The sequence below is a fragment of the Clostridium budayi genome, assembly GCF_055396605.1.
Genome location: NZ_AP042456.1, coordinates 314,614 through 337,500 on the forward strand (window position 1 = coordinate 314,614; position 22,887 = coordinate 337,500).

Genomic DNA, 22,887 nt, shown 5'->3' on the forward strand with positions numbered 1-22,887 from the left:
GTGTAAATTATGGGCACTGGATCAGTGAATAAGAAGTCATTAACTTTATTCGGATTTTTTGCAATGACAGCATCAATGGTAATGACAGTTTATGAATATCCTACATTTGCAACATCAGGATTCCATTTAGTCTTCTTCTTACTACTAGGAGGTTTCCTTTGGTTTTTACCAGTAGCATTATGTGCAGCTGAAATGGCAACTGTAGACGGATGGCAAGAAGGTGGTATATTTGCTTGGGTAGGTAATACTTTAGGAGAAAAGTTCGGTTTTGCAGCAATATTCTTTCAATGGTTTCAAATAACAGTTGGATTTGTTACAATGATTTACTTTATATTAGGAGCGCTATCATATGTATTTAATTTCCCAGCACTAAATACAAATCCAGTAATTAAGTTTATAGGAGTATTAGTAATATTTTGGGGCTTAACATTCTCACAACTAGGTGGAACTAAGAATACAGCAACAATTGCAAAAGTTGGATTTATTATAGGTATATTAATACCAGCAGTTATTCTTTTTGTTTTATCAATAGCATACGTAGCTGGTGGAAATCCAATTGATGTTGAAATCAGCGGAAAAGCATTTGTACCAGATTTCTCTAAAGTAAATACTTTAGTTGTATTCGTATCATTCATATTAGGTTATATGGGTGTTGAAGCATCAGCATCACACGTTAATGAAATGGAAAATGCTAAAAAGAATTATCCATTAGCAATGTTTATATTAGTTATATTAGCAATAGTACTTAATACTATTGGAGGACTTTCAGTAGCAGCAGTTATTCCACAATCAGACTTAAACTTAAGTGCTGGTGTTGTTCAAACATTTGCAGCATTAATAGGTCACTTTAGTACAAGTTTAGATTGGCTTGTAAAATTAATTGCAATATTAATTGCAGTTGGTGTTATGGGTGAAGTTAGTTCTTGGGTTGTAGGACCATCAAGAGGAATATATGAAGCGGCTAAAGATGGTATATTACCAAAAGCATTTACTAAAGTAAATAAACATGATGTACCAGTTCCATTAATAATGGTACAAGGTATTGTAGTTACAATTTGGGCAGCTGTTTTAACATTCGGAGGCGGTGGAAACAACGTTTCATTCTTAACAGCTATTTCACTTACAGTTGTAATTTACTTAGTTGGTTACTTATTATTCTTCATTGGATACTTCATATTAGTATTAAAGAAGAAAAATTTAAATAGATCATATCAAATTCCTGGTGGAACAACTTTCAAAATGATCGTTGGTATAGTTGGATTTATAATGTCAATCTTTGCATTATGTATATCATTCGTGCCACCAAGTTCATTAAATGCAACAAGTGCACATCAATACGAAACTATATTAATAATAAGTTTCATAGTAACAATAATAATTCCATTTGCAATTTATGCAGCAAGTGATAAAGGACGTAAAGGAAAAATAGAAGAAAATAAATAAACATTAATATGTATATAAAAATTTTTTATATGAAAATACGATATTGAAATTGTGTAAGTGAAAAAATTTTCATTATAAAATTTCAATATCGGATAAATAATTTATAAACAGGGAGGAATAAATTATGTTATTCACAAAGGAAAATAGAATAGGAAATGACACTTACAGAACACCAGTATTTGGATCATTAGAAGAAGATATAGATTTACCAAAATATAAATTAGCTAAGGAACCAGTAGAACCTAGAATAGCTTATAGATTAGTAAAAGACCAATTAATGGATGAAGGTAATGCTAGATTAAACTTAGCAACATTTTGTCAAACTTACATGGAAGATGAAGCTACAAAATTAATGTCAGAAACTTTAGAAAAGAATGCAATAGATAAATCAGAATATCCTCAAACTACTGAACTCGAGAACCGTTGTGTAAATATTATTGCTGATTTATGGCATGCACCAGAAAACATGAACTATCTTGGAACTTCAACAGTTGGTTCATCAGAAGCTTGTATGCTTGGTGGTATGGCAATGAAATTCAGATGGAGAAATAGAGCAAAAGCTTTAGGAATGGATGTAAATAGTAAAAAACCTAATTTAGTAATTTCATCAGGATTCCAAGTTTGTTGGGAAAAATTCTGTGTATACTGGGATATCGAAATGAGATTAGTTCCATTAGATGAAGAACATATGAGCTTAAATATAGATAAAGTTTTAGATTATGTTGATGATTATACAATCGGTGTAGTTGGTATACTTGGTATAACTTACACTGGTAAATATGATGATATTAAGAAATTAGATGCAGTATTAGAAGAATACAATAAGACTGCAAAAATATCAGTTCCAATTCACGTAGATGCAGCTTCAGGTGGATTATTCGCACCATTTATTGAACCAGATCTTGAATGGGACTTTAGATTAAAGAATGTAGTATCAATAAGTACTTCAGGTCATAAATATGGATTAGTTTACCCAGGAATCGGTTGGGTTATGTGGAAAGACGAAGAATACTTACCAAAAGAATTAATATTTGAAGTAAGTTACTTAGGTGGACAATTACCAACAATGGCAATTAATTTCTCAAGAAGTGCAAGCCAAATAATTGGACAATATTATAACTTCTTAAGATATGGATTTGAAGGATACAGAAGAATACATCAAAGAACAAAAGATGTTGCAATGTATTTAGCAAAAGAAATAGAAAATATGGGTTTATTTGAAATATACAATGATGGTGAAAACTTACCAATAGTATGCTTCAAATTAAAAGATGATGCTAATGTAAATTGGTCATCATATGATTTAGCTGATAGATTAGCAATGAAAGGATGGCAAGTACCTGCTTACCCATTACCAGAAGACTTACAAGATACAATAATCCAACGTATCGTTTGTCGTGCAGACTTAGGACACAGCATGGCTGAACAATTAATAGCTGATATGAAGACTGGTATAGAAGATCTTAATAAAGCTACTTTATTATGCCATGGAAAAGAAGCCAAAGGAAAATATGGATTCACTCACTAGTTTGAATTAAATAAATTTAACTAATCATTTTTACCACATTCTACATATTGTAGAATGTGGTTTTTTTATTTGAAAAAAATTTATACACAATAATTGTAATTTTAATAATAAAATGGTAATATATAGGAATAAGCAAAAATAAAAAGATCCAAAAAATAATAATTTAAGGGGGAATGCATTATGCATAAGAAGTTATTTATTCCAGGTCCAGTTGAAGTTAGACCTGAAGTCCTTGAAAAGATGTCTACTCCAATGATTGGACATAGAAGCAAAGATGCTTCAATTCTTCAAAGAAGAATAAGTGATAATTTAAGGAAGCTATTTTTTACAGAAAGTGAAATTTTATTATCAACAACTTCAGGAAGTGGACTTATGGAAGGGGCCATAAGATCATGTACATTAAAAAAAGCAGCTGTTTTTTCTGTTGGGGCATTCGGAAAAAGATGGTATAACATGGCTTTAAATAACAATGTACAAGCTGATTTATTCGAAGTTGAAATGGGAAAAGGCATAACACCAGAAATGGTAGATGAGGCATTAAAGACAGGAGAGTACGACTTAGTTGCAGTTACACATAATGAAACATCAACAGGTGTTATGAATCCAATTAAGGAAATTGGAGAAGTAATTAAAAAATATCCTGATGTTGTATTTATAGTAGATGCTGTAAGTTCTGCTGCTGGAACAAAAATAGAAGTTGATAAATGGGGTATAGACATATGTATAACATCAAGTCAAAAAGCGTTAGGTCTTCCTCCAGGAATGGCAGTATGTACTTTCTCAAATAAAGCAAAGGAAAGAGCAGAAAAAGTTCCAAACAGAGGATTTTATCTAGATCTTTTATCACTTTATAAATATATTCAAAAGAAGGATTATCAATATCCATCAACTCCATCATTATCACACATGTTTGCATTAGATTATCAACTTGACTGTATTTTAAATAAAGAAGGTCTTGAAAATAGATTTAATAGACATATAGAAATGGCAAAGAGAGTTAGGGATTGGGGAAAGAAGTATTTTGAGTTATTCCCAGAGAAAGATGAATTACTATCAAACACACTAACTACAATTAAGAATACAAGAGGAATTAGCATTAAAGAATTAAATGAAAAGTTAGGTGAAAGAGGGTTTGCTATTTCAAATGGATATGGGGATTTAAAGGAAAAGACATTTAGAATAGCACATATGGCAGATTGTCAAATGGAAGATATAGATGAGTTACTTGAAAATATTGAAGATATATTAGGATTATAATGTTTGAATCTGTTAAGTTGTTATGAAAAAATAGCTTAATAAATCATAGATTTTCTCGTTCTTTGAAAATTATATAAGTTTGACTATATTTGCGCATGGCAAATAAACCTGCAAAATATAATTTTTCAAGCAGGTTAATCAAAGATATTCTTAATAAATTAAGCAGCTATAAACCAAGATTGCCTAGATAAATTATCACTAGAGAAGCCAGCGACTTCAGCGGGAGTAAGGTTATTTAACGACCCATGAATTCTTATAAAATTATAGTGAAATATAAACATAAAAATAAGATTATTAGCTTTTTCAAATGAGTTAAATCCTTTTTTGGACTTATACCAAGCTTTAAAAGTCTTATTAAAAGATTCTATAAGATTATTATTTATATCACTAGACATTGGCTTAACTGGTACATGTTTTGTTTCCGGTAATAGCGTAGCTATCGCTTCGTTATAAGCTGGCCATCTATCTGTAATTAGGTTAGAGGGTGAACCATATTTTTTAGCTTCATTGATCAGAGAAAAAGCAGAGCTTTCATTTCTATATCTACTTAAATGAAAAGATATTATAAATCGCGTTTCAGAGTCTATAACTAACCATAAATAATGTTTTACTCCGTTAATAAAAACAACAGTCTCATCAGCGTGCCAATCGTCAGATTGCAAATCTACTTGTTGTTTAAAGTTATCTGCTTTGAGTTTAAAGTATGGAGCAAATTTATTGCTCCAGTTAGCGATAGTTACATGAGACACTTTTATATTAAAGGTGTTCATAAGAAATTGAGATATAGCTCTAGTTGATGTATTGTTCAAGTAATATAATGTTAGTGCTGTAATAATAATTTGTAATGGGAATCGCATTCTTTTCATAGAAAGGGCCCCGGTAATAGCTTCGCTAGATGGTGAATCAATATTAAAATTATGATGTTGCACAATAATATGATTACATTTTTTATTATTACATTTATATCTATTATAGTGTTTGTAAGAATGATGTAAATAAGTTCCTTTATCACACTTTGGACACTTAGGATACTTCATTTTAGGAACTCCATCACCATCGCTAGCGATGAATTGGCGCTTACATTTTTTACATTGATATTTTTGATTAGCCTGTTTGTCAAAACCAAATTTATATAGTTTATTAGAGTGACAACGAGGGCATCTAATATTTGTTTTGTTCATTGTTTTCTCTCTCCTTTTCTAGGGGGTAATTTAGTCTTTGCAAACTTATTGTATTTCCTAAGGTTGAGAGAATCAATGTTCATATAACTTAACAGATCGTAATTTTTTATAAGGGGGCAAAAAAATTGTATAGAGTATTAACTAACGACGGTTTACAACAAGGGGCAATTGATAAACTAGAAAAGTTAGGATTTGAAGTTGTAAACACTCACTATAATCAAGATGTTTTAGGAAAAGAATTAAAAGAATTTGATGCTATAGTAATTAGAAGTGCAACTAAACTTACTAAGGAGATTTTAGACGAGGCTTCAGAAGGTAATCTTAAACTTGCAATAAGAGCTGGAGTTGGAATAGATAATATTGATGTTATTCATGCAAAGAGCATTGGAATAGATGTTAGGAATACACCAAATGCAAGTTCAGATTCTGTTGCAGAACTGGCACTTGCACATATATTTGCAGTTGCAAGATTTTTATGTGACTCAAATTGCACAATGAGAAATGGTCAGTGGAATAAGAAAAAATATCAAGGTACTGAGATTTCAGGAAAAACTCTTGGAATAATTGGTATGGGTAGAATTGGACAAAGTTTAGCAAATAAAGCTAAAGCTTTAGGAATGAATATTATTTACTACACAATCGAAGGAAAGCATGATGATTTAGAATATGAATGTTTAAGTTTTGAAGATGTACTTAAAAAATCAGATTTCTTATCACTTCATGTTCCTTATGATAAAGAAAAAGGAACTTTAATAGGTGATAAAGAATTTGAATTAATGAAAGATGGTGTATATCTTATAAATTGTGCTAGAGGAAAGGTTGTTTCTGAAGAAGCATTAATTAGAGCACTAGATAGTGGAAAAGTATGCGGTGCAGGTATAGATGTATTTGAACAAGAACCAACAGCAAATGAAACTTTAATTAATCATCCAAGAGTTAGCGTAACTCCTCACATTGGTGCATCAACAAGAGAAGCACAAGATAGAATTGGAGAAGAAGTAGTCAATATAATTAAAGATTTCTTCGCATAAGATAAAGGGGGAAATTAAAGTGGCTAAGATTAAGCCTTTTAAGGCCATAAGACCAAGAAAAGATTTAGCAGCAAAAATTGCAGCTTTACCTTATGATACTGTAAGTAGTAAAGAAGCAAGAGAAATAACAAAGAATAATCCATATTCTTTTCTTCATATAGATAGAGCTGAAATTGATTTACCTGAAGATATAGATGTATATGATAAAAAAGTATATGAAAAAGCAAGAGATAACTTAAATCAAATGATTAATAATAAAGAGTTTATCCAAGACAGTAGAGAAAACTTTTATATTTATAGACAGATAATGAATGGAAGAAGTCAAACAGGATTAGTTATTTGTGCATCCGTTGATGATTATATAAATAATGTAATTAAAAAGCATGAATTTACTAGAAAAGATAAAGAAATTGATAGAATAAATCATGTTGATTATTGTGATGCAAATACTGGACCTATATTTTTAACTTATAGAGAAAATGAAGAAATATCTAAAATTATTGATGAATGGACATTAAAAACTCCTGAATATAATTTTAAGTCAGAAGATGGAGTAGACCAGATTGTTTGGATTATAGATGATGATAAAACAATTAAAAGATTAGAAGAATTATTTAGTAATATAGATAGTTTATATATTGCAGATGGACATCATAGAAGTGCTTCTGCAGTAGAAGTTTCTAAAATGAGAAGAAAAGAAAATCCAGAGTTTACTGGAGAAGAAGAGTTTAATTATTTCCTAGCAGTAGCTTTTAGAGATAGAGACCTTTATGTTATGGACTATAACAGAGTAGTCAAGGATTTAGGTGAATTCACCGAAGAAGAATTCTTAAAAGAGGTAAGTAAGGATTTTGAAATATCAATATATGATGGTGAAGGTGGATATAAACCTAATAAAAAGCATACCTTTGGAATGTATTTAAATAATAAATGGTATATTCTAAAGGCTAAAGACGGAAGTTTTAATGAAAATCATCCTATATATAGACTTGATGTATCAATACTTCAAGAAAATCTTCTTAAGAAGAGTCTTAAGATAGGTGATATAAGAACTTCAGATAGAATAGATTTTATTGGAGGCATAAGAGGTATCAACGAATTAGAGCTTAGAGTTAACAAAGGTATGAAGCTAGCTTTTTCAATGTATCCAACAGAAATACAAGATATTATGGATGTTGCAGACATTGGAGAAGTTATGCCTCCGAAATCTACATGGTTTGAACCAAAACTTAGAAGTGGATTATTTATTCATAAGTTAAAATAAAAAGTGAAAAATAGTAGTTATAATTATAAACTGTACTTCTTGTTAAGGACAATTTGAAAAATAGTAGACTAATTTAAAAGATGATTTCTGTATTAAGCAGGAGTCATCTTTTTTTAAAATCCATTGTCCTCTGAAATTATTATAATATTTTATATACTCATCTATTTATTTAAGTAGATCTTTAAAGGTTTCACACTCTTTAATAGATGCTTCATATTTTAAATGTCAAAAAAATGATTCCTACAGCGCATTATCCTAACAGTTGCCACGCCTAGACATAGATTGTCCTAACTTATATTTTTCAACTTTATTTTGAAATATTATACAGATAGCTAAGCATATTCTTAAAAATTATTTGAGTAATATTTTTATATTTACTTAATTTTAGTTTATAAGAACTATTAATTATATTATAATTTAAATAAAAAAGATAATAAATTATGTAAATTTAGGTCAATATAGTCATCTAAAAAAGAATTAAATACCATTTATTGATTTTGAAGTTTTTGTAATAACATCACTTTTATACATTTTTAAGCTTCTAAATCAGAAATAACTTTATTTTTATTAAAGTTACTTTCAAAATATAAAGAGTATTTTTTTATATATAATTATTATTTTAAATTTATAATAGTATAAACAAAAGTCGTTAAAGGGGGAAATAAAAAATGAAAAAAGAAAGTATAATAAAAATATTAATACTGTCAGGTATTTTATTAAGTTTTATTCCAGCATTAGATGCAAATGCTGTAACTTCTCATAAAAATAATGTGCAGAAGATAAGTAGAAATGTACAAGCTGGTTGGATAAAAAGAGATGGAACTTGGTATTATAGAAATAGTAATGGTACTCTAGCAACAGGATGGAAAAAAATAAATAATAAGTGGTATTACATGGATAGTGCAGGAAAAATGCAAATAGGATGGGTTAAATTAAAAGGTATATGGTATTACTTAAATGACAATGGAGATATGGCAACTGGATGGAGAAAGATAAAAGATAAGTGGTATTATTTAAATAATAATGGAGAAATGAAAATAGGATGGCTTAAGCTTAATGATAAATGGTACTATTTAAACGACAATGGAGACATGGCAACCGGATGGAAAAAGGTAAAAGAGAAATGGTATTATTTAAATAATAGTGGAGAGATGCAAACAGGGTGGCTTAAGCTTAATAATAAAAAATATTATTTAAAAGCTTCAGGTGAAATGGTAACAGGCAAAATAAAAATAGATAATAAGGAATATGAATTTAATAACGATGGAAGTTTAAAAATAATAAAAGCTGAATGGATAAAAAAGAATGGTAAATGGTATTACAAAAACGAAGATGGAACATTAGCAAAGGGTTGGAAAAAAATAAATAACAAATGGTATTACATGAATAAAGAAGGTGAGATGCAAACAGGATGGCTTAAGCTTAATGATAAATGGTACTATTTAAATGACAATGGAGACATGGCAACTGGATGGAAAAAGGTAAAAGAGAAATGGTATTATTTAAATAATAGTGGAGAGATGCAAACAGGATGGCTTAAGCTTGATAATAAGTGGTATTATTTAAACAAAGGTGGTGATATGAGAACTGACAGAATAAACTTAGGAAACAAGTCTTATGAGTTTAATAGTGATGGTTCAATGAAAGATCAGAAATATGCTAAAGGGAAAATTACTGATTATACAATGAATCTTAGAAAAAGTCCAAGCCTTCAGTCAGCAGTTATAAGAACAATTTCACCAAATTCAAAGGTACAAATTTTAGGTAGAGAAAAGAGTGATCTTACATATTATCATGTTAAATATATTGATAATGGAGAAGTTTATTATGGCTATGTAAGTGTTTATTTAGGTGGGGATACAGCAGTAGAAATTTATGAAGATAATAATTGTAATGATTATTTAGGAATATTATCTGAAAAGTATGAATCAAATGGTGATCCAGGGTGTGTATCTTCAGGAGAAGGAGATTACGGTGGTAAATCTTATGGAGCTTGGCAATTATCATCAAAGTTAGGCTCTTTAGATAATTTTGTTAATTGGCTTTCAAGTGAAAAAAAGGAATTTTATACAAAGTTAATTAATGCAAGAAAGTTAGATAATGGATCAAATTGTGGGAGTAATTTTGATGCTGCTTGGAAGGAAATTGCAAAAAATAATTACAATGAATTTTATAATTTACAACATACATATACAAAAATAACTTTTTATAATGATTTAGTAAATAGATTAGAAAAGAGTGGAAATTTTAATAAAATTCTAAATGATTTTTCAGCTAGAAATGTACTTTGGTCAACGGCAGTACAACATGGTGGATATGGAGCCTATAGAATAATAGAACCTCTTAAAAATATTTCAAATGTAGAAGAGTTTATAACAGCCGTATATAAAGAAAGAGGACGTAGAAATGAAAAAGGAAATTTAGTTCACTTTCCAAATTGTTCAAAAGCCGTACAAGAGGCTGTTGCAAATAGATATAAAAGAGAAAGAGCAGATGCAATAAGAATGTATAGAGATGAAAAATAGAGGTAAAATAAAGATGAGAAATAAAAGAAGAGTTTTATATAGTTTTTTGATTCTTGGAATTTTGATTTTATATCCAATATATACTTTTGTTGGATGTGGAAATGAAAATAGTAATAATAAAAATATAAAAATAGAAGATAAAGATAAGTCTACAGAATATGTTAATAAGCAGGAAGAAGAAAATAAAAATATAAGTAAAGAAAATGCTAATAATGAACTTGATAAAAATATAAAAAATGAAGATAATAAACAAAAAGTTTTAAATAATAATAAAAAGAGTGCAGTTAATGATCATACTACAAGAGTAGTTACACCTAAAGAAAGTAATAAGGGAATTAAATCAGAAAGTCAATTATCTAATAAGAAAGAGCAATCAAAAACAGTATCAAGTAAATTCACAGCAAAAGATGCTGTAATTACTTGTGAAAAAAAGTATGGTAAAGATTCAGATACTATTTATTCATGTAGTGAAAATATGGAAAATGTTAATGGTGAAAAAGGATATTTAGTTCAAGTAAAATCAAAAGAACTTATGAAACAAGGGGGTAATGGAGTAGCATTTACTGTACTTGTTACACCAAGTGGGAAAATTATAGAATTATAAAAGCTAATATTATGGAAAAGGAATAGGAAAGCCTTTTCTTTACTTAATATAGATTTGCTTATGTAAATTTTATATTATTCAATTTCTAAATCAAGTATATAAAACATAAAAAGGACTTTTTCTTTTGTGAAAAAGTCCTTTTGTCTACAGCCTATGAGTGATACCTAAAAATGTAAGGATCACTCTTTTTTATAGTTTTTCTATCATAGCCTTAAGTATTGTAGTTGAATTTCTAACACCGATTGGAGTGAATTTTTCATAATCCATGTGAGCTCCGTTATTAGCATTATCAGAAATTGATCTTATAACTACAAATGGAATGTTGTTTAAGTAACAAACGTGAGCAATACTTGCACCTTCCATTTCAACTGCTTTAGCTTCAAATTCTTTTTCAAGCCATTTGATTTTTTCTAAGCTAGCAACGAATTGGTCACCTGATACTATTCTACCTGAGAAAGTATTAAATCCTTCTATTTCATCGCAAGCTTCTTTACATACATTTACTAAATGTTTATCACATATGAAATCAAAAGTATCTAATCTTGGAATTTGACCGTGTCTATCTCCAAAAGCTGTTGTATCCATATCGTATTGAACTAAATTTTCAGCGATAACAACATCTCCAGGATAAATATCCATTCCAATACCACCAGCAACACCAACGTTTATAACGTGGTCAACTTTATATTCTGAAATAAGTATTTGAGTGCATACTGCAGCATTAACCTTTCCAATTCCTGAAACAACTGCAACAACGTCTTTATTCCAAAGTCTACCTTTGTAGAAAGTCATATTTGCTTTAACTTTTTTTTCAGCTACTTCCATATCATCTAGAAGAATTGCTAATTCTTCTTCCATAGCACTTATTATTCCTAATACCATAAGTCATTCCTCCATTTTGAAAATAAGTAATATACATAATATTATAGACTTAATATTATGTATAGTAAACATACTAATATATTATAGAAGTTAAGCATATAATAAATTAAAAAACTTGTATAAGATGATAATATACAATAAAATAGAAATAAATATTTTTGAGAAAACAAAGGAGATAAGATTATATGGCACAACATTCACTATCAAGAACAGAATTGCTTATAGGAAAAGAAGGTTTAGATATATTAAAAAATTCAAAAGTAGTTGTATTTGGAGTTGGAGGAGTTGGAAGTTTTACAGTTGAAGCATTAACTAGAGCTGGAGTTGGAAATTTAGTTTTAGTTGATGATGATACAGTATGTCTAACTAACTTAAACAGACAAATACATGCAACATATAATACTATTAGTAAAGTTAAAGTTGATGTTATGAAAGAAAGAGTATTAAGCATCAATCATAAATGTAATGTTATTACTCATCAGGCATTTGTAACACCTGAAAATATTACTGATTTTATTACAGATGACGTTGATTATGTAGTAGATGCAATTGATACCGTAACTGCAAAAATTGCACTTGCAAAGTATTGTTATGAAAATGATATAAAAATAATAAGTTCAATGGGAACTGGAAATAAATTTGATCCAACTTTATTTAAAGTAAGTGATGTATTTAAAACAAAAGTATGTCCTCTTGCTAAAGTTATGAGAAGAGAGCTTAAAAATAGAGGAGTAAAAAAACTTAAAGTTGTTTATTCAGAAGAACAACCAACAAAACCAAGAACAGAAGATGTAGTTACTTGTAAAACAGGCTGTGTTTGTACTGGCGGAACTAAAAAATGCGCAGAAAAAAGACAAATACCGGGAAGTATCTCCTTTGTTCCACCAGTTGCAGGAATGATCATTGGTGGAGAAGTAATTAAAGATTTAATAGGTATGAACAACAAGTAATCTAAAGACTGTGGATAACTTATAAAAATAAATTACAAATATTGGATTAAATGTGACTTTTGTTGATTAATCACAACATAAAACAACAATATGCAACAGTATGTTCGCCACTATATATTGTATATTTTGAAGACTTATCAACAACATGTTGATAAAATTGGGGATAACTTTGGATTTTTTTTTAAAGCCTACTATGATGTATTAAAGAATCATAGTAGGTTTTTTTGTCGTAAATAAGAAGTTGACAAAAAAAGTAAAGTAGCATATTATTTAAAATATATTTTGATAGTCAAAGTAATTTGGAGGGAATATGAAATTAAATTTAAAACCAAAAGATATGATATTAATAGCTTTATTTGCAGCACTTACAGGAATAGGGGCGTTTATAAAAATTCCATTACCAATGGTTCCAATAACACTTCAAATAGTTTTTGCACTTATGAGCGGATTAGTTCTTGGAGCTAAAAGAGGAATGTTATCTCAATTACTTTATATTATTTTAGGTCTTATAGGATTACCTGTATTTACTTCAGGAGGAGGCCCTCAATATATTTTAAGCCCTACATTTGGGTATTTAATAGGAATGATATTTGCATCTTACATAGTTGGAAAACTTAGAGAAAGTATAGAACGTATAACTATATTAAAATTATTTGTAATTTCTATGGTTGGAATAGGAGTAATTTATATATTTGGATTAGTACATTTATATTCAATTAAAAACTTATATTTAGGACAAGATACATCAATATGGAGTGTATTATATTCTGGATTTTTAGTAACTATAGTTGGAGATATACTAAAAGCTATTATAGTAGCACTTGTTTCAAAGAAATTAGTATATATAGTAAATAGATAAGTGTAAAAGGGGCTGTCTCAAAATAGACAGCCTTCTTTCATTTAAATTATACTTTATGAACATTACAAATATTGTGCAAAAAATAATAAGCAGGTTAGAATACATTTTTTCTTATCCTGCTTATTTTATTTAGCTTTTTCTATAATCTATTGGTGAATTATAGTTTTGAGACAGCCATTTCTTTTTACCTAATGATTATATTAAAAAGGAAAAAATGACAGTTATAAGCATATTATTTATAAATATACTAAGTTATAACTTGTAAACAAGCTAGTATAATATATAATATTGTTATAAGACTATAATTTTAGGAGAAATTTAATATGTCACCAAATCATAATGTAAATATCGCATTAAATACTGGAAGCAAGACCGAATATCTTATTAGAGACAAGAATAACATAAGTATTGGAAGGTTTTCTATAGTAGAACTAAATAAAAGCAGTAGAAGATGCAATATAAATTTAAATTTTTACAGGGAATATCATTATGAACTGTTAAAGGAAACTTTAGAATTATTATTATCTGCAACTTTTAAAGATAAAGATATTTTTAAAGTAAATATAAAAGTTAGTGAAGAGATAAATCTTTCTCCATTCCTAGATTTAGGATTTATATTAGAAGGAATATTATCAGATAATACTTTTTCTAATGGTGTTTATAAAAGCGAGTTATTACTTGGAATAAACAGAGAAGATTATCGTTATAAAAATTGTGCGTCCATGATTCAAATTGAAGGAAAAAATATTTCTCTTAGAAATTTAAATCCTAGTGATGCAGAAGAATTATTAAACTATTATAAAAAGAATAAAAAACATCTAGAGAAATTTGAGCCTACTCGTGACAATGACTTCTTTACAATTGAAGCTCAAAGAAACAGTTTAAATGAGAGCTACAAGCAATTTCTAAATGGGACCTCTATAGATTTAGCAATAATAAAAGAAAATAAAATAATAGGAAAGCTTAGATTATCTAATATAGTTTATGGAGTATTTAAAAGTGGAATACTTGGATATTCAATAGATGAAGATTATCAAGGGTTAGGATACATGAAGGAAGCTGTTAATTTAACTATTAATTATGCTTTTAAAGAATTAGGTCTTCATAGAATTGAGGCTTCAGCACTTTTAGAAAATGAAAGATCACAAGGTGTTTTAATAAAAACTGGATTTAAGAAACTTGGAGTTAATGAAAAATATTTATTTATTAATGGGATGTGGCAAGATCATATAACTTATTACAAATTAAGAGAGTAAAGAAGAGTGGAGATATTATGGGTATAGTATTAAAAAATGATATGGTTTTAACTAAGGTTTTTAATAATAGTATTATTTTAGTAAAATCAGAAGGAAAAGAAAAAATACTATTTTCAAAAGGGATTGGTTTTGGGAAAAAGTTCGGCGAAAAAATAAAGGCTGGAACTGAAGTAGATAAAATCTTTAAAATAGAAAATGAAGAAAATATAAAAAACTTTAATAGTGTGATGGCAAGAGTAGATGATGATTTTTTTGCACTTTGTGAAGAAATTATTTATGATATTTCAGAAAGCTTAAGGGAAGAACTCTCTGAAAGTATTCATATAGGTCTTATAGACCACTTATTTTTTGCAATTAAAAGACTAAAACTTAAAGAAGAAATACAAAACCCATTCATTGTAGAAATACAAACTTTATACCAAAGAGAATACGATCTTGCGTTTAGAGCAGCAAAAAAATTAGAAAAAGAAAAAAGAATAGAAATACCAGAAGGCGAAGTTGGATTTATAGCATTACATATTCACTCTGCTAGAAATAATGGTAAGCTTTCTAATACTATAAAATACAGTTATTTAAGTAGTAGAATAATAGAGTATGTTGAAGAGACTTTAAATATAAAAATAAATAAACAGTCTTTAGATTATGCTAGATTTTTAACTCATATAAGATTTGCAATTGAGAGAATAATGACTAAAAGTCCTATAAAAAATGATTTGATTTCGGTTATAAAAAAGAAATATAAAAAATCTTATAAAATAGCTATTGATATAGGAAAAATATTAGGAGAAGAATTAGATACAAAGATAGTTGAAGATGAAGTAGCATATTTAGCTATGCATATTGAGAGATTTAGACTATCAATTAACAAATAGATAACAATTTAGAAAGAAAGGAGGTATAGTTTTTGAAAGGTACTGGCAAGAAAAAAAGTAAGTTTGTGACTATTTTAGGAATTTTACTAGTTATATGCGGATTAGCACTTATTGCATATCCTTTTATAGAAATTAAACTTGATGAAAAAGATATTTCAAAGAATATAAGTGAATGGGATAAGAAAAAAGTAGAAGTAGCTAAAGAAGTAAAAACAAATAATAAGAGTAATCAGAAATATCCAACCGTTAATATAGATGGTAAAGATATAATTGGGAAAATAATTGTTGTAAAAACTGGAGAGCAGATTCCCATACTTATGGGTGCAACAGAAGAAAATTTAAGAGGTGGAGCTACTCTTTATGATAATGGAGTATTTCCAGGCGAAGAAGGAACAGCCATAGTACTTGGACATAGGGAAACAACATTTGGATTTTTAGAAGATGTAAAAATAGGAGATGAAATTGATGTTGAGACTGTAACAGGTACATACAAATTCAAACTTAAGAAAACATATATTACAAATCCTGAAGATAAGTCAATACTAGCACAGGAAAAAGATCTAAATCTTACTTTAGTTACATGTTATCCATTTAGATATGTAGGTCCAGCACCTGATAGATTTATTGCAAAGCTAGAGTTGATTAAATAGATTCAGGAAATAATCAAAACTAGGGTGATAAATATGATAAAAAATAAAACTGGTATAAGGCGGTTAGGTGCACTTTTAGTTCTAGCTGCATTAATGCAGTTAGCTCCAAGTGTAGCGATGACTAAAGTTTATGCCGATAATAGTTCTGAAGCTGCAAGAAGTGAAGATGATAATGATGATGTTAATAAAGGATTGAGTTATATATTTCCATACTTAGAGAATGGAAAGTACTGTATTTCACCTAAAAAATTAATAGATTTAGATGATTTAAAAAAGGATAAATTTACAGTTGGAGATTACGAAGATATATTATCAAAAATGAATTTATCTAATTTAAATAAAGAAAATCAAGATTCACACGAGAATGCAGAGAATACTTTATCTGCTTTAGGAGGTAAGGTCTGGGATGATTTAAATGGTGACGGAATACAAGATACTAATGAAAATTTACTAAAAGGTATAGATGTATCATTATTAGATCAAAATAAGAATGTTTTAAAAACAACTAAAACCGATATTTTTGGTAGATACTCTTTTGATGATCTTAATGATGGGACATACTTTATAAGAGTAAATCTAGGAAATGGATATGATGCTTTCACTAAAAATGACGTTGGAACAGATAATAGTATAAATAATGATTTTAATAATAATGGATTAACAAAACAAATAGAAGTTAAAGATGGGAATTCAGATTATAGTATTGACTGCGGATTATTAAAATTAATTTCTATCGGAGATTTTGTATGGAATGATAAGAATTGGAACGGTATTTATGATGATGATGAAAGAGGATTAGGAGGAATACAAGTAAATTTATTTAAAGATGATAACCTAATTTCTAAAGTTATAACAGATTCATCAGGGCATTATAAATTCAATCAGTTAATTCCAGGAAAATACAGTTTACAGTTTATAGATAATAGAGAAAAATACATACCAACAGAAAAAGCTAATATAAAAGATAAAATAGTCAATGTTATAGATAGTAGCGGAAAAACACCAATTTATACATTACGTTCAGGTGATGTAAAAAATAGTATAGATGCAGGATTTCATAAAGGAAGAATAGGAAATATAGTATTCGAAGATAAAAACTTTAATGGAATAAAAGATAAAGATGAAGACGGAATAGAAGGAGTACAGGTTAAATTATATTTATCTGATGGAACGTTAATAAAAGAAACTAAGACAGATTCAAATGGTAGATATGAGTTTAATAATATATCTCCAGGAAGTTATTATGTAAGAGTAATAAAACCAGATGGATATAATCATTTTTCACCAAAATATAGTGATGGAGAAACAGTAAGTAGCGTAAATTCTATAGGTAAGACAGATAATATATATTTATCAAAAGGAGAAAACTTTGATAAAGCTAATGCTGGGCTTACGTTCTTTGGTGAGATAGTAACAACTGTTTGGAATGATAAAAACTCTAATGGAGTTAGAGATGAAAATGAGAAGTTACTAAAAGGAGTGCAAGTTTCTTTATTAGATTCAAATGGAAATGAAGTTAAAGATATATTTGGAGATATAGTAAGATCTGAAGTTACTGATGAAGATGGAAGAGTATATTTTGTAAAGCTGCCAGAAGGAAAGTATAAAGTTAATATTTCTATGGACAAGGGATATAATGACTTTACTAAACAAAATGCAAAAATAAATTCTAGATACAGCAATGTTAACTCAAATGGATTCACTGATAATATAAGTGTTTCTAAAGAACATGGAGTAAATTATGTTAATGCTGGAATGATTAAATATGGTAGTATACTTAATAAGGTTTGGAATGACAGAAATAAAAATGGACGTATAGATAAATATGAAGAAGGTTTAAAAGGGATAGAAGTTTCATTATATGATGGAAATGATAGACTAATATCTTTAGTAGAAACTAATGAAAATGGAGAATATAAATTTGATAATTTAGAGCCAGGCAATTATTATGTAAAGGCAAAGATTCCAAATAACTATAAAGCAGTAAATAATGATTTAGTACAATCTGATTTATATAGAAGTAAAAATATAAATATTAAATCAGGGGATAGTGAAGAAATAGTTAATATACCTTTATATAAAGATGCTGAAAATGTTAATCCACAAACTGTCTTACCTCAAACAAGTAAGGCAATATATAATTATATTTTATATGGAAGTGGATTAATAATAGTTGGAGCTATAATAATCATATTAGTAAGAAGAAAGTAAGAAAGTAGGAGAAATCTCCTACTTTTCTTATTGTATTTGGAAAACCACTTGCTATGCAAGTGTGTTCAGATAAGCTTTAGCGATGTATTACGCAAAAAAACCTCCATTTGTTAAAATAGAATTAGGTTCGCAGCCAAATTCAATAACAAAAGGAGGCATCCATAATGGATAGTAATAGTTTATCACATACAAAATGGAATTGTAAATATCACATAGTTTTTGCGCCAAAATACAGGAGAAAAGAGATATATGGAGAAAAGAAAGTTGAGATTGGAAAGATATTAAGACAACTTTGTGAATGGAAGGGTGTTGAGATAATCGAAGCGCATGCTTGCGTTGATCACATACATATGTTGGTTGAGATTCCACCTAAAATTAGTGTATCAAGTTTTGTGGGTTTTTTAAAAGGTAAAAGTAGCTTGATGATTTTTGAGAGATTTTCTAATTTAAAATATAAATATGGAAGCAGGCATTTTTGGTGTAGAGGTTTTTATGTTGATACAGTAGGAAGAAATAAAAAAGCGATTGAAGAATATATAAGAAACCAAGAAAGAGAAGATATGATAGCAGATCAGATAAGTATAAAAGAATATATTGACCCTTTCAAGGGTAGCAAGTAACAGAAAACATGCGGCTGGCGGACCTTTTTAGCGTCTTAAGACGCAATTGCAAGTAAGGTGCCCTTATAGGGCTTAGGAAATACCACCAGCTAAGCTGGTGGATTTTTATTAAAGTGAATATTCTAAAATAACAGTTTCGCCAGCTTTAGCATCTAAGCCTGTTTTAGCATCCATTGATTTAACTACATCAGGATTTGTTATAAGAATTGGAGTTACTAAAGGTAAGTTTTTACTCTTAATAAACTCTCTATCTATTTTTATTATAGGAGTACCAGCTTTTACTTTTGTACCAGCTTCAGCTAATTGCTCAAATCCTTCACCATTTAAAGAAACAGTTTCAATTCCTATGTGAACTAAAAGTTCTATACCATTATCTAAAGTCATAGCAAATGCATGCTTAGTTTTAAATACTAAAGTTAAATCTCCATCACATGGTGCAACTATAATATCTCCTGTTGCATCGATTGCTAATCCGTCTCCAGCCATCTTTTGTGCAAATACTGGATCTGGAACATCAGATAAATCCATTGTTTTTCCATCAACTGGAGCAACAAAGTTTAAAGTCTCTTTTTTATCAGTTTTATTCTTTTTAAATAATCCAAACATAATTTTCAAGTCCTTTCGTATTAAAGTTTACTTATCGTTTTCATAGCTTATTTAATAAGCTTAGTATACCACACAAGTGTAAAAAATAAAAAAAGGCATAAGTTTAAAAAGTTAAACTTATGCCTGACATTACTCAGTTACACGTTAAGAATATTATAATATTATAAGGAATATTGTGTCAATAAAAAATATATGAATATTTATTTTAAAATTTATTCAAAAAAATTTAAAAAATAGTCATGAAACAGTTTACAAGTTGGTATAAATATATTATAATAAGATAAACAGATTAAAATTAGTTTATAAATCGGCGTGTTACCAGTAATAATTTGGGCATTAGCCGGAAAGAATATACTACAGTTATATTCTTTCCGGCTTTTTTTGTTTGTCATTATTTTTATTCTATATTATTATAAATACCGATTTATAAACGAAAATAATTTATATTGGAGGGAATTATATGTCAAAAGGAAACAATAAGGTTCTTGCTGGATTACAAAAATTAGGAAAAGCACTTATGACACCTGTTGCATGCTTGCCAGCAGCAGCACTTTTATTAAGACTTGGAGCGCCGGACGTTTTAGATATCGTATGGATGAATAAAGCGGGTGCTGCAATATTTGATAATTTAGCCATTTTATTTGCTATAGGTATAGCAATAGGACTTGCTAAAGAAAATAATGGGGTTGCAGGACTTGCAGCAGCCGTTGGTTACTTTACTATTACAAATGTAGCAATTACGTTTGATAAAACAATTAATATGGGAGTTTTAGCCGGAATTATAGTCGGCATAGTTGCAGGATTACTTTATAATAGATTTAGAGATATTCAATTACCACAATTCTTAGGATTCTTTGGAGGTAAGCGTTTCGTACCTATAGTAACAGCTTTCACTTGTTTAATATTAGGATTTGTAGCTGGATATGTTTGGCCTGTTATTCAAGGTGGATTAGATTCATTTGGTAACTCAATGGCTAATGCAGGAGCCATTGGTGCATTTATATTTGGAGTATTAAATAGATTACTTATTCCAATTGGTTTACATCACGTACTTAATACAATATTCTGGTTCCAATTTGGTTCATATACTGGAACTGATGGAGTAGTTGTTCATGGTGATATAGCTAGATTTTTTGCAGGAGATCCTACTGCAGGAACTTACATGACTGGATTTTACTTTATTATGATGTTTGCATTACCAGCTGCATGTATAGCTATGATTTTAGCAGCAAAAAAAGAAAAGAGAAAAGCTGTTACAGGTATGTTAGCTAGTATAGCGTTAACAGCATTTTTAACAGGAATAACAGAACCAATCGAATTTACATTCATGTTCTTAGCACCAGTATTATATGTTTTCCACGCTATAATGACAGGTATAGCATTAGCAGTTGCTAATATTTTTGGAATGAAGATGGGATTTGGATTCTCAGCAGGATTATTAGATTATGGACTAAGTTTTGGTATATCAACAAAACCAGTTTTAATAGTATTAGTAGGATTAATATTTGCAGCAATTTATTTTGTAGTATTCTACTTTGCAATAAAGAAATTTAATTTACCAACTCCAGGTAGAGAAGATGATAGCGAAGAGGATATATTAGATGAAGTTGTAGAAGATGACTCACAACTTGGAAAAGTTTCTAGCAAGTCTTCATCTATAGATGAAAAAGCAGCTCTGGTATTAGAGGCTTTAGGCGGAAGTTCAAATATTGAAAATATAGATGCTTGTGTAACAAGAATAAGATTAACAGTTAAAGATTCAAGCAAGATTAATGAAAAAGCATTAAAGAAATTAGGTGCTACTGGAATAATGAAATTAGATGATAAAAATATTCAAGTAGTTGTTGGAACATTAGCAGATCCAATAGTAACTCATATCAAAAAAATAATGTAGATAATAAAAAGTGAAGGTTTTTCCTTCACTTTTTTATATTTAATCTAGATTTAACATAAACTAATAATGAATTAACATTAATTCTGTTGAACTAAGAATATTGATTTGATATTCTTAGTACTAATTACTAAATAATAAAAGAGGTATAGGGTTATGGAGTTAGAAGAATTTATAAGAGGGTTCATATTAGATTATGGGGTTATTAGCATATTTATATTAGTACTTTTAGAGTATGCAAGTTTTCCGATGCCAAGTGAAGTTGTATTACCTTTAATGGGTATTATAGGGGCAGTTAATGGAATTGGATATTTTAAAATTCTAATAGTTTCTGTTATTGCAGGAATAGTTGGATCTACAATAAACTATCTACTTGGATATTATTTTGGGGATAGAGCTATATCATACATAGAAAGAAGATTCCCAAAGACAAGAAAATCAATAAATGCATCTTATAATTGGCTTAATAAATATAATAATTTTGCTGTTTTAATATCAAGGGTCATCCCACTTGCTAGAACATTTATATCAATAGTTGCAGGTACAGTTAGAATGAAGCCAGTACCATTTGTATTGTATTCATCAATAGGAATTACTATATGGAATGCGATTTTAATTACATTAGGATTTGTATTTGGAGATAATACAGAAGTTATAGGAACATTATTAAAAAAATATTCCATTATAGTTATGATAATAATACTAATTGTAGTTATAATAAAAGTTGTTATTAATAAAGATAAAATAAAAAGCTATTTAAAATAGCTTTTATTTTTTTAGGAGGATTTTATGATAAATATAGAGAAAGAAGTCTTTGATGATGTTATTAAAGTAAAGCCTATAAACATAATAGAAGGATTCGATAATTTTAGTAGTGCAATAATAAGTGACTATAGTGGGAGTAAAGAAAATGATACAGAAGCTAAATTTTATAACTTATTAAACAAATTATATAAAGAGGAAGAGGAACTTATAGTAGATTACTATGGTAACAAAATCTCCGATGAAGGGTTTAATAATATGATAAGTAATTTAAATGAAGATGAAGCTAAGTTCTTAAATAGAATAAGAGAAGATAAAAATAACAGCACTGTGTATTTTAAAATAGAAAATGTAGAAGAACTAAATTTATTACTTAAATTATCATTAAGGAGTATTTTATTTAGTACTTTTTATTTTAGTGAAGAGAAACTTACTATATGGAGTAATTATGATTATAAATTTGTTATATTCTTTAGTGAAGAAAGTAGATTAGAA

The 22,887-nt window shown here is 28.6% G+C and carries 20 protein-coding genes and 1 pseudogene (1 of these 21 only partly in view); 17 read left to right on the forward strand and 4 right to left on the reverse strand.

The window, feature by feature from the left end; genetic code table 11:
• The first annotated feature begins 9 nt into the window (after positions 1-9).
• From gadC to ACZ5TJ_RS01515, 3 genes are all read left to right on the forward strand, one after another.
• A complete protein-coding gene (gene gadC, locus ACZ5TJ_RS01505) occupies positions 10-1,443 on the forward strand; it encodes a glutamate:gamma-aminobutyrate antiporter (RefSeq protein WP_464200844.1) in 1,434 nt (477 codons plus the stop codon).
• 124 nt (positions 1,444-1,567) lie between these two features.
• Positions 1,568-2,971, forward strand: a complete 1,404-nt coding sequence (locus ACZ5TJ_RS01510) for a glutamate decarboxylase (RefSeq protein ID WP_464200846.1) — start codon at positions 1,568-1,570, stop codon at positions 2,969-2,971.
• 180 nt (positions 2,972-3,151) lie between these two features.
• Complete coding sequence (locus ACZ5TJ_RS01515; RefSeq protein ID WP_464200848.1) at positions 3,152-4,228, forward strand: pyridoxal-phosphate-dependent aminotransferase family protein; 1,077 nt, start codon at positions 3,152-3,154, stop codon at positions 4,226-4,228.
• Positions 4,229-4,386: 158 nt separating this feature from the next.
• On the opposite strand, the gene ACZ5TJ_RS01520 is transcribed toward ACZ5TJ_RS01515, so the two are convergent.
• Complete coding sequence (locus ACZ5TJ_RS01520; protein ID WP_464200849.1) at positions 4,387-5,409, reverse strand: IS6 family transposase; 1,023 nt, start codon at positions 5,407-5,409, stop codon at positions 4,387-4,389.
• Positions 5,410-5,534: 125 nt separating this feature from the next.
• Here ACZ5TJ_RS01520 and ACZ5TJ_RS01525 point away from each other — a divergent pair, with 125 nt between their 5' ends.
• Positions 5,535-6,440, forward strand: a complete 906-nt coding sequence (locus ACZ5TJ_RS01525) for a D-2-hydroxyacid dehydrogenase (protein WP_464200851.1) — start codon at positions 5,535-5,537, stop codon at positions 6,438-6,440.
• Positions 6,441-6,459: 19 nt separating this feature from the next.
• On the forward strand, positions 6,460-7,704 hold the full coding sequence (locus tag ACZ5TJ_RS01530) for a DUF1015 domain-containing protein (RefSeq protein ID WP_464200852.1): 1,245 nt from the start codon (positions 6,460-6,462) through the stop codon (positions 7,702-7,704).
• A gap of 92 nt (positions 7,705-7,796) precedes the next feature.
• Here the strand turns inward: ACZ5TJ_RS01530 and ACZ5TJ_RS01535 are convergent.
• Positions 7,797-8,025, reverse strand: a pseudogene (locus tag ACZ5TJ_RS01535) (IS3 family transposase); the annotation flags it as partial.
• Between the two features lie 347 nt (positions 8,026-8,372).
• On the opposite strand from ACZ5TJ_RS01535, the gene ACZ5TJ_RS01540 reads away from it, so the two are divergent.
• Together ACZ5TJ_RS01540 and ACZ5TJ_RS01545 are read left to right on the forward strand one after the other, a co-directional pair.
• Positions 8,373-10,229, forward strand: a complete 1,857-nt coding sequence (locus ACZ5TJ_RS01540) for an SH3 domain-containing protein (RefSeq protein WP_464200854.1) — start codon at positions 8,373-8,375, stop codon at positions 10,227-10,229.
• Between the two features lie 13 nt (positions 10,230-10,242).
• Positions 10,243-10,833, forward strand: coding sequence for a hypothetical protein (locus ACZ5TJ_RS01545; RefSeq protein ID WP_464200855.1), 591 nt, complete (start codon positions 10,243-10,245; stop codon positions 10,831-10,833).
• 189 nt (positions 10,834-11,022) lie between these two features.
• Here ACZ5TJ_RS01545 and ACZ5TJ_RS01550 read toward each other — a convergent pair whose 3' ends face one another.
• A complete protein-coding gene (locus ACZ5TJ_RS01550; protein ID WP_464200857.1) occupies positions 11,023-11,715 on the reverse strand; it encodes a 5'-methylthioadenosine/adenosylhomocysteine nucleosidase in 693 nt (230 codons plus the stop codon).
• 185 nt (positions 11,716-11,900) lie between these two features.
• On the opposite strand from ACZ5TJ_RS01550, the gene ACZ5TJ_RS01555 reads away from it, so the two are divergent.
• The 7 genes from ACZ5TJ_RS01555 (at position 11,901) to tnpA (ending at position 19,133) form a co-directional block, all read left to right on the forward strand.
• Positions 11,901-12,665: a tRNA threonylcarbamoyladenosine dehydratase gene (locus tag ACZ5TJ_RS01555; protein WP_055208594.1), complete on the forward strand. Its 765-nt coding sequence runs from the start codon at positions 11,901-11,903 to the stop codon at positions 12,663-12,665.
• 310 nt (positions 12,666-12,975) lie between these two features.
• On the forward strand, positions 12,976-13,524 hold the full coding sequence (locus ACZ5TJ_RS01560) for a biotin transporter BioY (RefSeq protein ID WP_464200859.1): 549 nt from the start codon (positions 12,976-12,978) through the stop codon (positions 13,522-13,524).
• Positions 13,525-13,847: 323 nt separating this feature from the next.
• Complete coding sequence (locus ACZ5TJ_RS01565; protein ID WP_464200860.1) at positions 13,848-14,780, forward strand: GNAT family N-acetyltransferase; 933 nt, start codon at positions 13,848-13,850, stop codon at positions 14,778-14,780.
• Between the two features lie 17 nt (positions 14,781-14,797).
• Positions 14,798-15,652 carry a glucose PTS transporter transcription antiterminator GlcT gene (glcT, locus tag ACZ5TJ_RS01570; RefSeq protein ID WP_464200861.1) on the forward strand — a complete coding sequence of 285 codons (855 nt, stop codon included), beginning with the start codon at positions 14,798-14,800 and terminating at the stop codon, positions 15,650-15,652.
• A gap of 32 nt (positions 15,653-15,684) precedes the next feature.
• Positions 15,685-16,302 carry a class D sortase gene (locus ACZ5TJ_RS01575; protein WP_464200863.1) on the forward strand — a complete coding sequence of 206 codons (618 nt, stop codon included), beginning with the start codon at positions 15,685-15,687 and terminating at the stop codon, positions 16,300-16,302.
• A 33-nt stretch (positions 16,303-16,335) separates the two neighbouring features.
• On the forward strand, positions 16,336-18,513 hold the full coding sequence (locus ACZ5TJ_RS01580; protein ID WP_464200864.1) for an SdrD B-like domain-containing protein: 2,178 nt from the start codon (positions 16,336-16,338) through the stop codon (positions 18,511-18,513).
• 164 nt (positions 18,514-18,677) lie between these two features.
• Entirely contained in the window at positions 18,678-19,133 is a 456-nt protein-coding gene (gene tnpA, locus ACZ5TJ_RS01585; protein WP_464200147.1) for an IS200/IS605 family transposase, read from the forward strand.
• A gap of 108 nt (positions 19,134-19,241) precedes the next feature.
• Here tnpA and ACZ5TJ_RS01590 read toward each other — a convergent pair whose 3' ends face one another.
• Positions 19,242-19,739, reverse strand: coding sequence for a PTS sugar transporter subunit IIA (locus ACZ5TJ_RS01590; RefSeq protein ID WP_464200865.1), 498 nt, complete (start codon positions 19,737-19,739; stop codon positions 19,242-19,244).
• Positions 19,740-20,199: 460 nt separating this feature from the next.
• On the opposite strand from ACZ5TJ_RS01590, the gene nagE reads away from it, so the two are divergent.
• From nagE to ACZ5TJ_RS01605, 3 genes are all read left to right on the forward strand, one after another.
• Positions 20,200-21,633 carry an N-acetylglucosamine-specific PTS transporter subunit IIBC gene (nagE, locus tag ACZ5TJ_RS01595; RefSeq protein WP_464200867.1) on the forward strand — a complete coding sequence of 478 codons (1,434 nt, stop codon included), beginning with the start codon at positions 20,200-20,202 and terminating at the stop codon, positions 21,631-21,633.
• 153 nt (positions 21,634-21,786) lie between these two features.
• A complete protein-coding gene (locus ACZ5TJ_RS01600) occupies positions 21,787-22,395 on the forward strand; it encodes a DedA family protein (protein WP_464200869.1) in 609 nt (202 codons plus the stop codon).
• Positions 22,396-22,419: 24 nt separating this feature from the next.
• Positions 22,420-22,887: the 5' portion of a hypothetical protein gene (locus ACZ5TJ_RS01605; protein WP_464200871.1), read on the forward strand. It continues 60 nt past the right edge of the window; only the first 468 of its 528 coding nucleotides appear in the window; the start codon lies at positions 22,420-22,422; the stop codon falls past the right edge of the window.

Excerpts from the sequence above, each read along its gene's own strand:
- gadC (WP_464200844.1), top strand. The coding sequence starts at position 10 with ATGGGCACTGGATCAGTGAATAAGAAGTCATTAACTTTATTCGGATTT.
- ACZ5TJ_RS01510 (WP_464200846.1), top strand. The coding sequence starts at position 1,568 with ATGTTATTCACAAAGGAAAATAGAATAGGAAATGACACTTACAGAACA.
- ACZ5TJ_RS01515 (WP_464200848.1), top strand. The coding sequence starts at position 3,152 with ATGCATAAGAAGTTATTTATTCCAGGTCCAGTTGAAGTTAGACCTGAA.
- ACZ5TJ_RS01520 (WP_464200849.1), bottom strand. The coding sequence starts at position 5,409 with ATGAACAAAACAAATATTAGATGCCCTCGTTGTCACTCTAATAAACTA.
- ACZ5TJ_RS01540 (WP_464200854.1), top strand. The coding sequence starts at position 8,373 with ATGAAAAAAGAAAGTATAATAAAAATATTAATACTGTCAGGTATTTTA.
- ACZ5TJ_RS01545 (WP_464200855.1), top strand. The coding sequence starts at position 10,243 with ATGAGAAATAAAAGAAGAGTTTTATATAGTTTTTTGATTCTTGGAATT.
- ACZ5TJ_RS01550 (WP_464200857.1), bottom strand. The coding sequence starts at position 11,715 with ATGGTATTAGGAATAATAAGTGCTATGGAAGAAGAATTAGCAATTCTT.
- ACZ5TJ_RS01555 (WP_055208594.1), top strand. The coding sequence starts at position 11,901 with ATGGCACAACATTCACTATCAAGAACAGAATTGCTTATAGGAAAAGAA.
- ACZ5TJ_RS01560 (WP_464200859.1), top strand. The coding sequence starts at position 12,976 with ATGAAATTAAATTTAAAACCAAAAGATATGATATTAATAGCTTTATTT.
- ACZ5TJ_RS01565 (WP_464200860.1), top strand. The coding sequence starts at position 13,848 with ATGTCACCAAATCATAATGTAAATATCGCATTAAATACTGGAAGCAAG.
- glcT (WP_464200861.1), top strand. The coding sequence starts at position 14,798 with ATGGGTATAGTATTAAAAAATGATATGGTTTTAACTAAGGTTTTTAAT.
- ACZ5TJ_RS01580 (WP_464200864.1), top strand. The coding sequence starts at position 16,336 with ATGATAAAAAATAAAACTGGTATAAGGCGGTTAGGTGCACTTTTAGTT.
- tnpA (WP_464200147.1), top strand. The coding sequence starts at position 18,678 with ATGGATAGTAATAGTTTATCACATACAAAATGGAATTGTAAATATCAC.
- ACZ5TJ_RS01590 (WP_464200865.1), bottom strand. The coding sequence starts at position 19,739 with ATGTTTGGATTATTTAAAAAGAATAAAACTGATAAAAAAGAGACTTTA.
- nagE (WP_464200867.1), top strand. The coding sequence starts at position 20,200 with ATGTCAAAAGGAAACAATAAGGTTCTTGCTGGATTACAAAAATTAGGA.
- ACZ5TJ_RS01600 (WP_464200869.1), top strand. The coding sequence starts at position 21,787 with ATGGAGTTAGAAGAATTTATAAGAGGGTTCATATTAGATTATGGGGTT.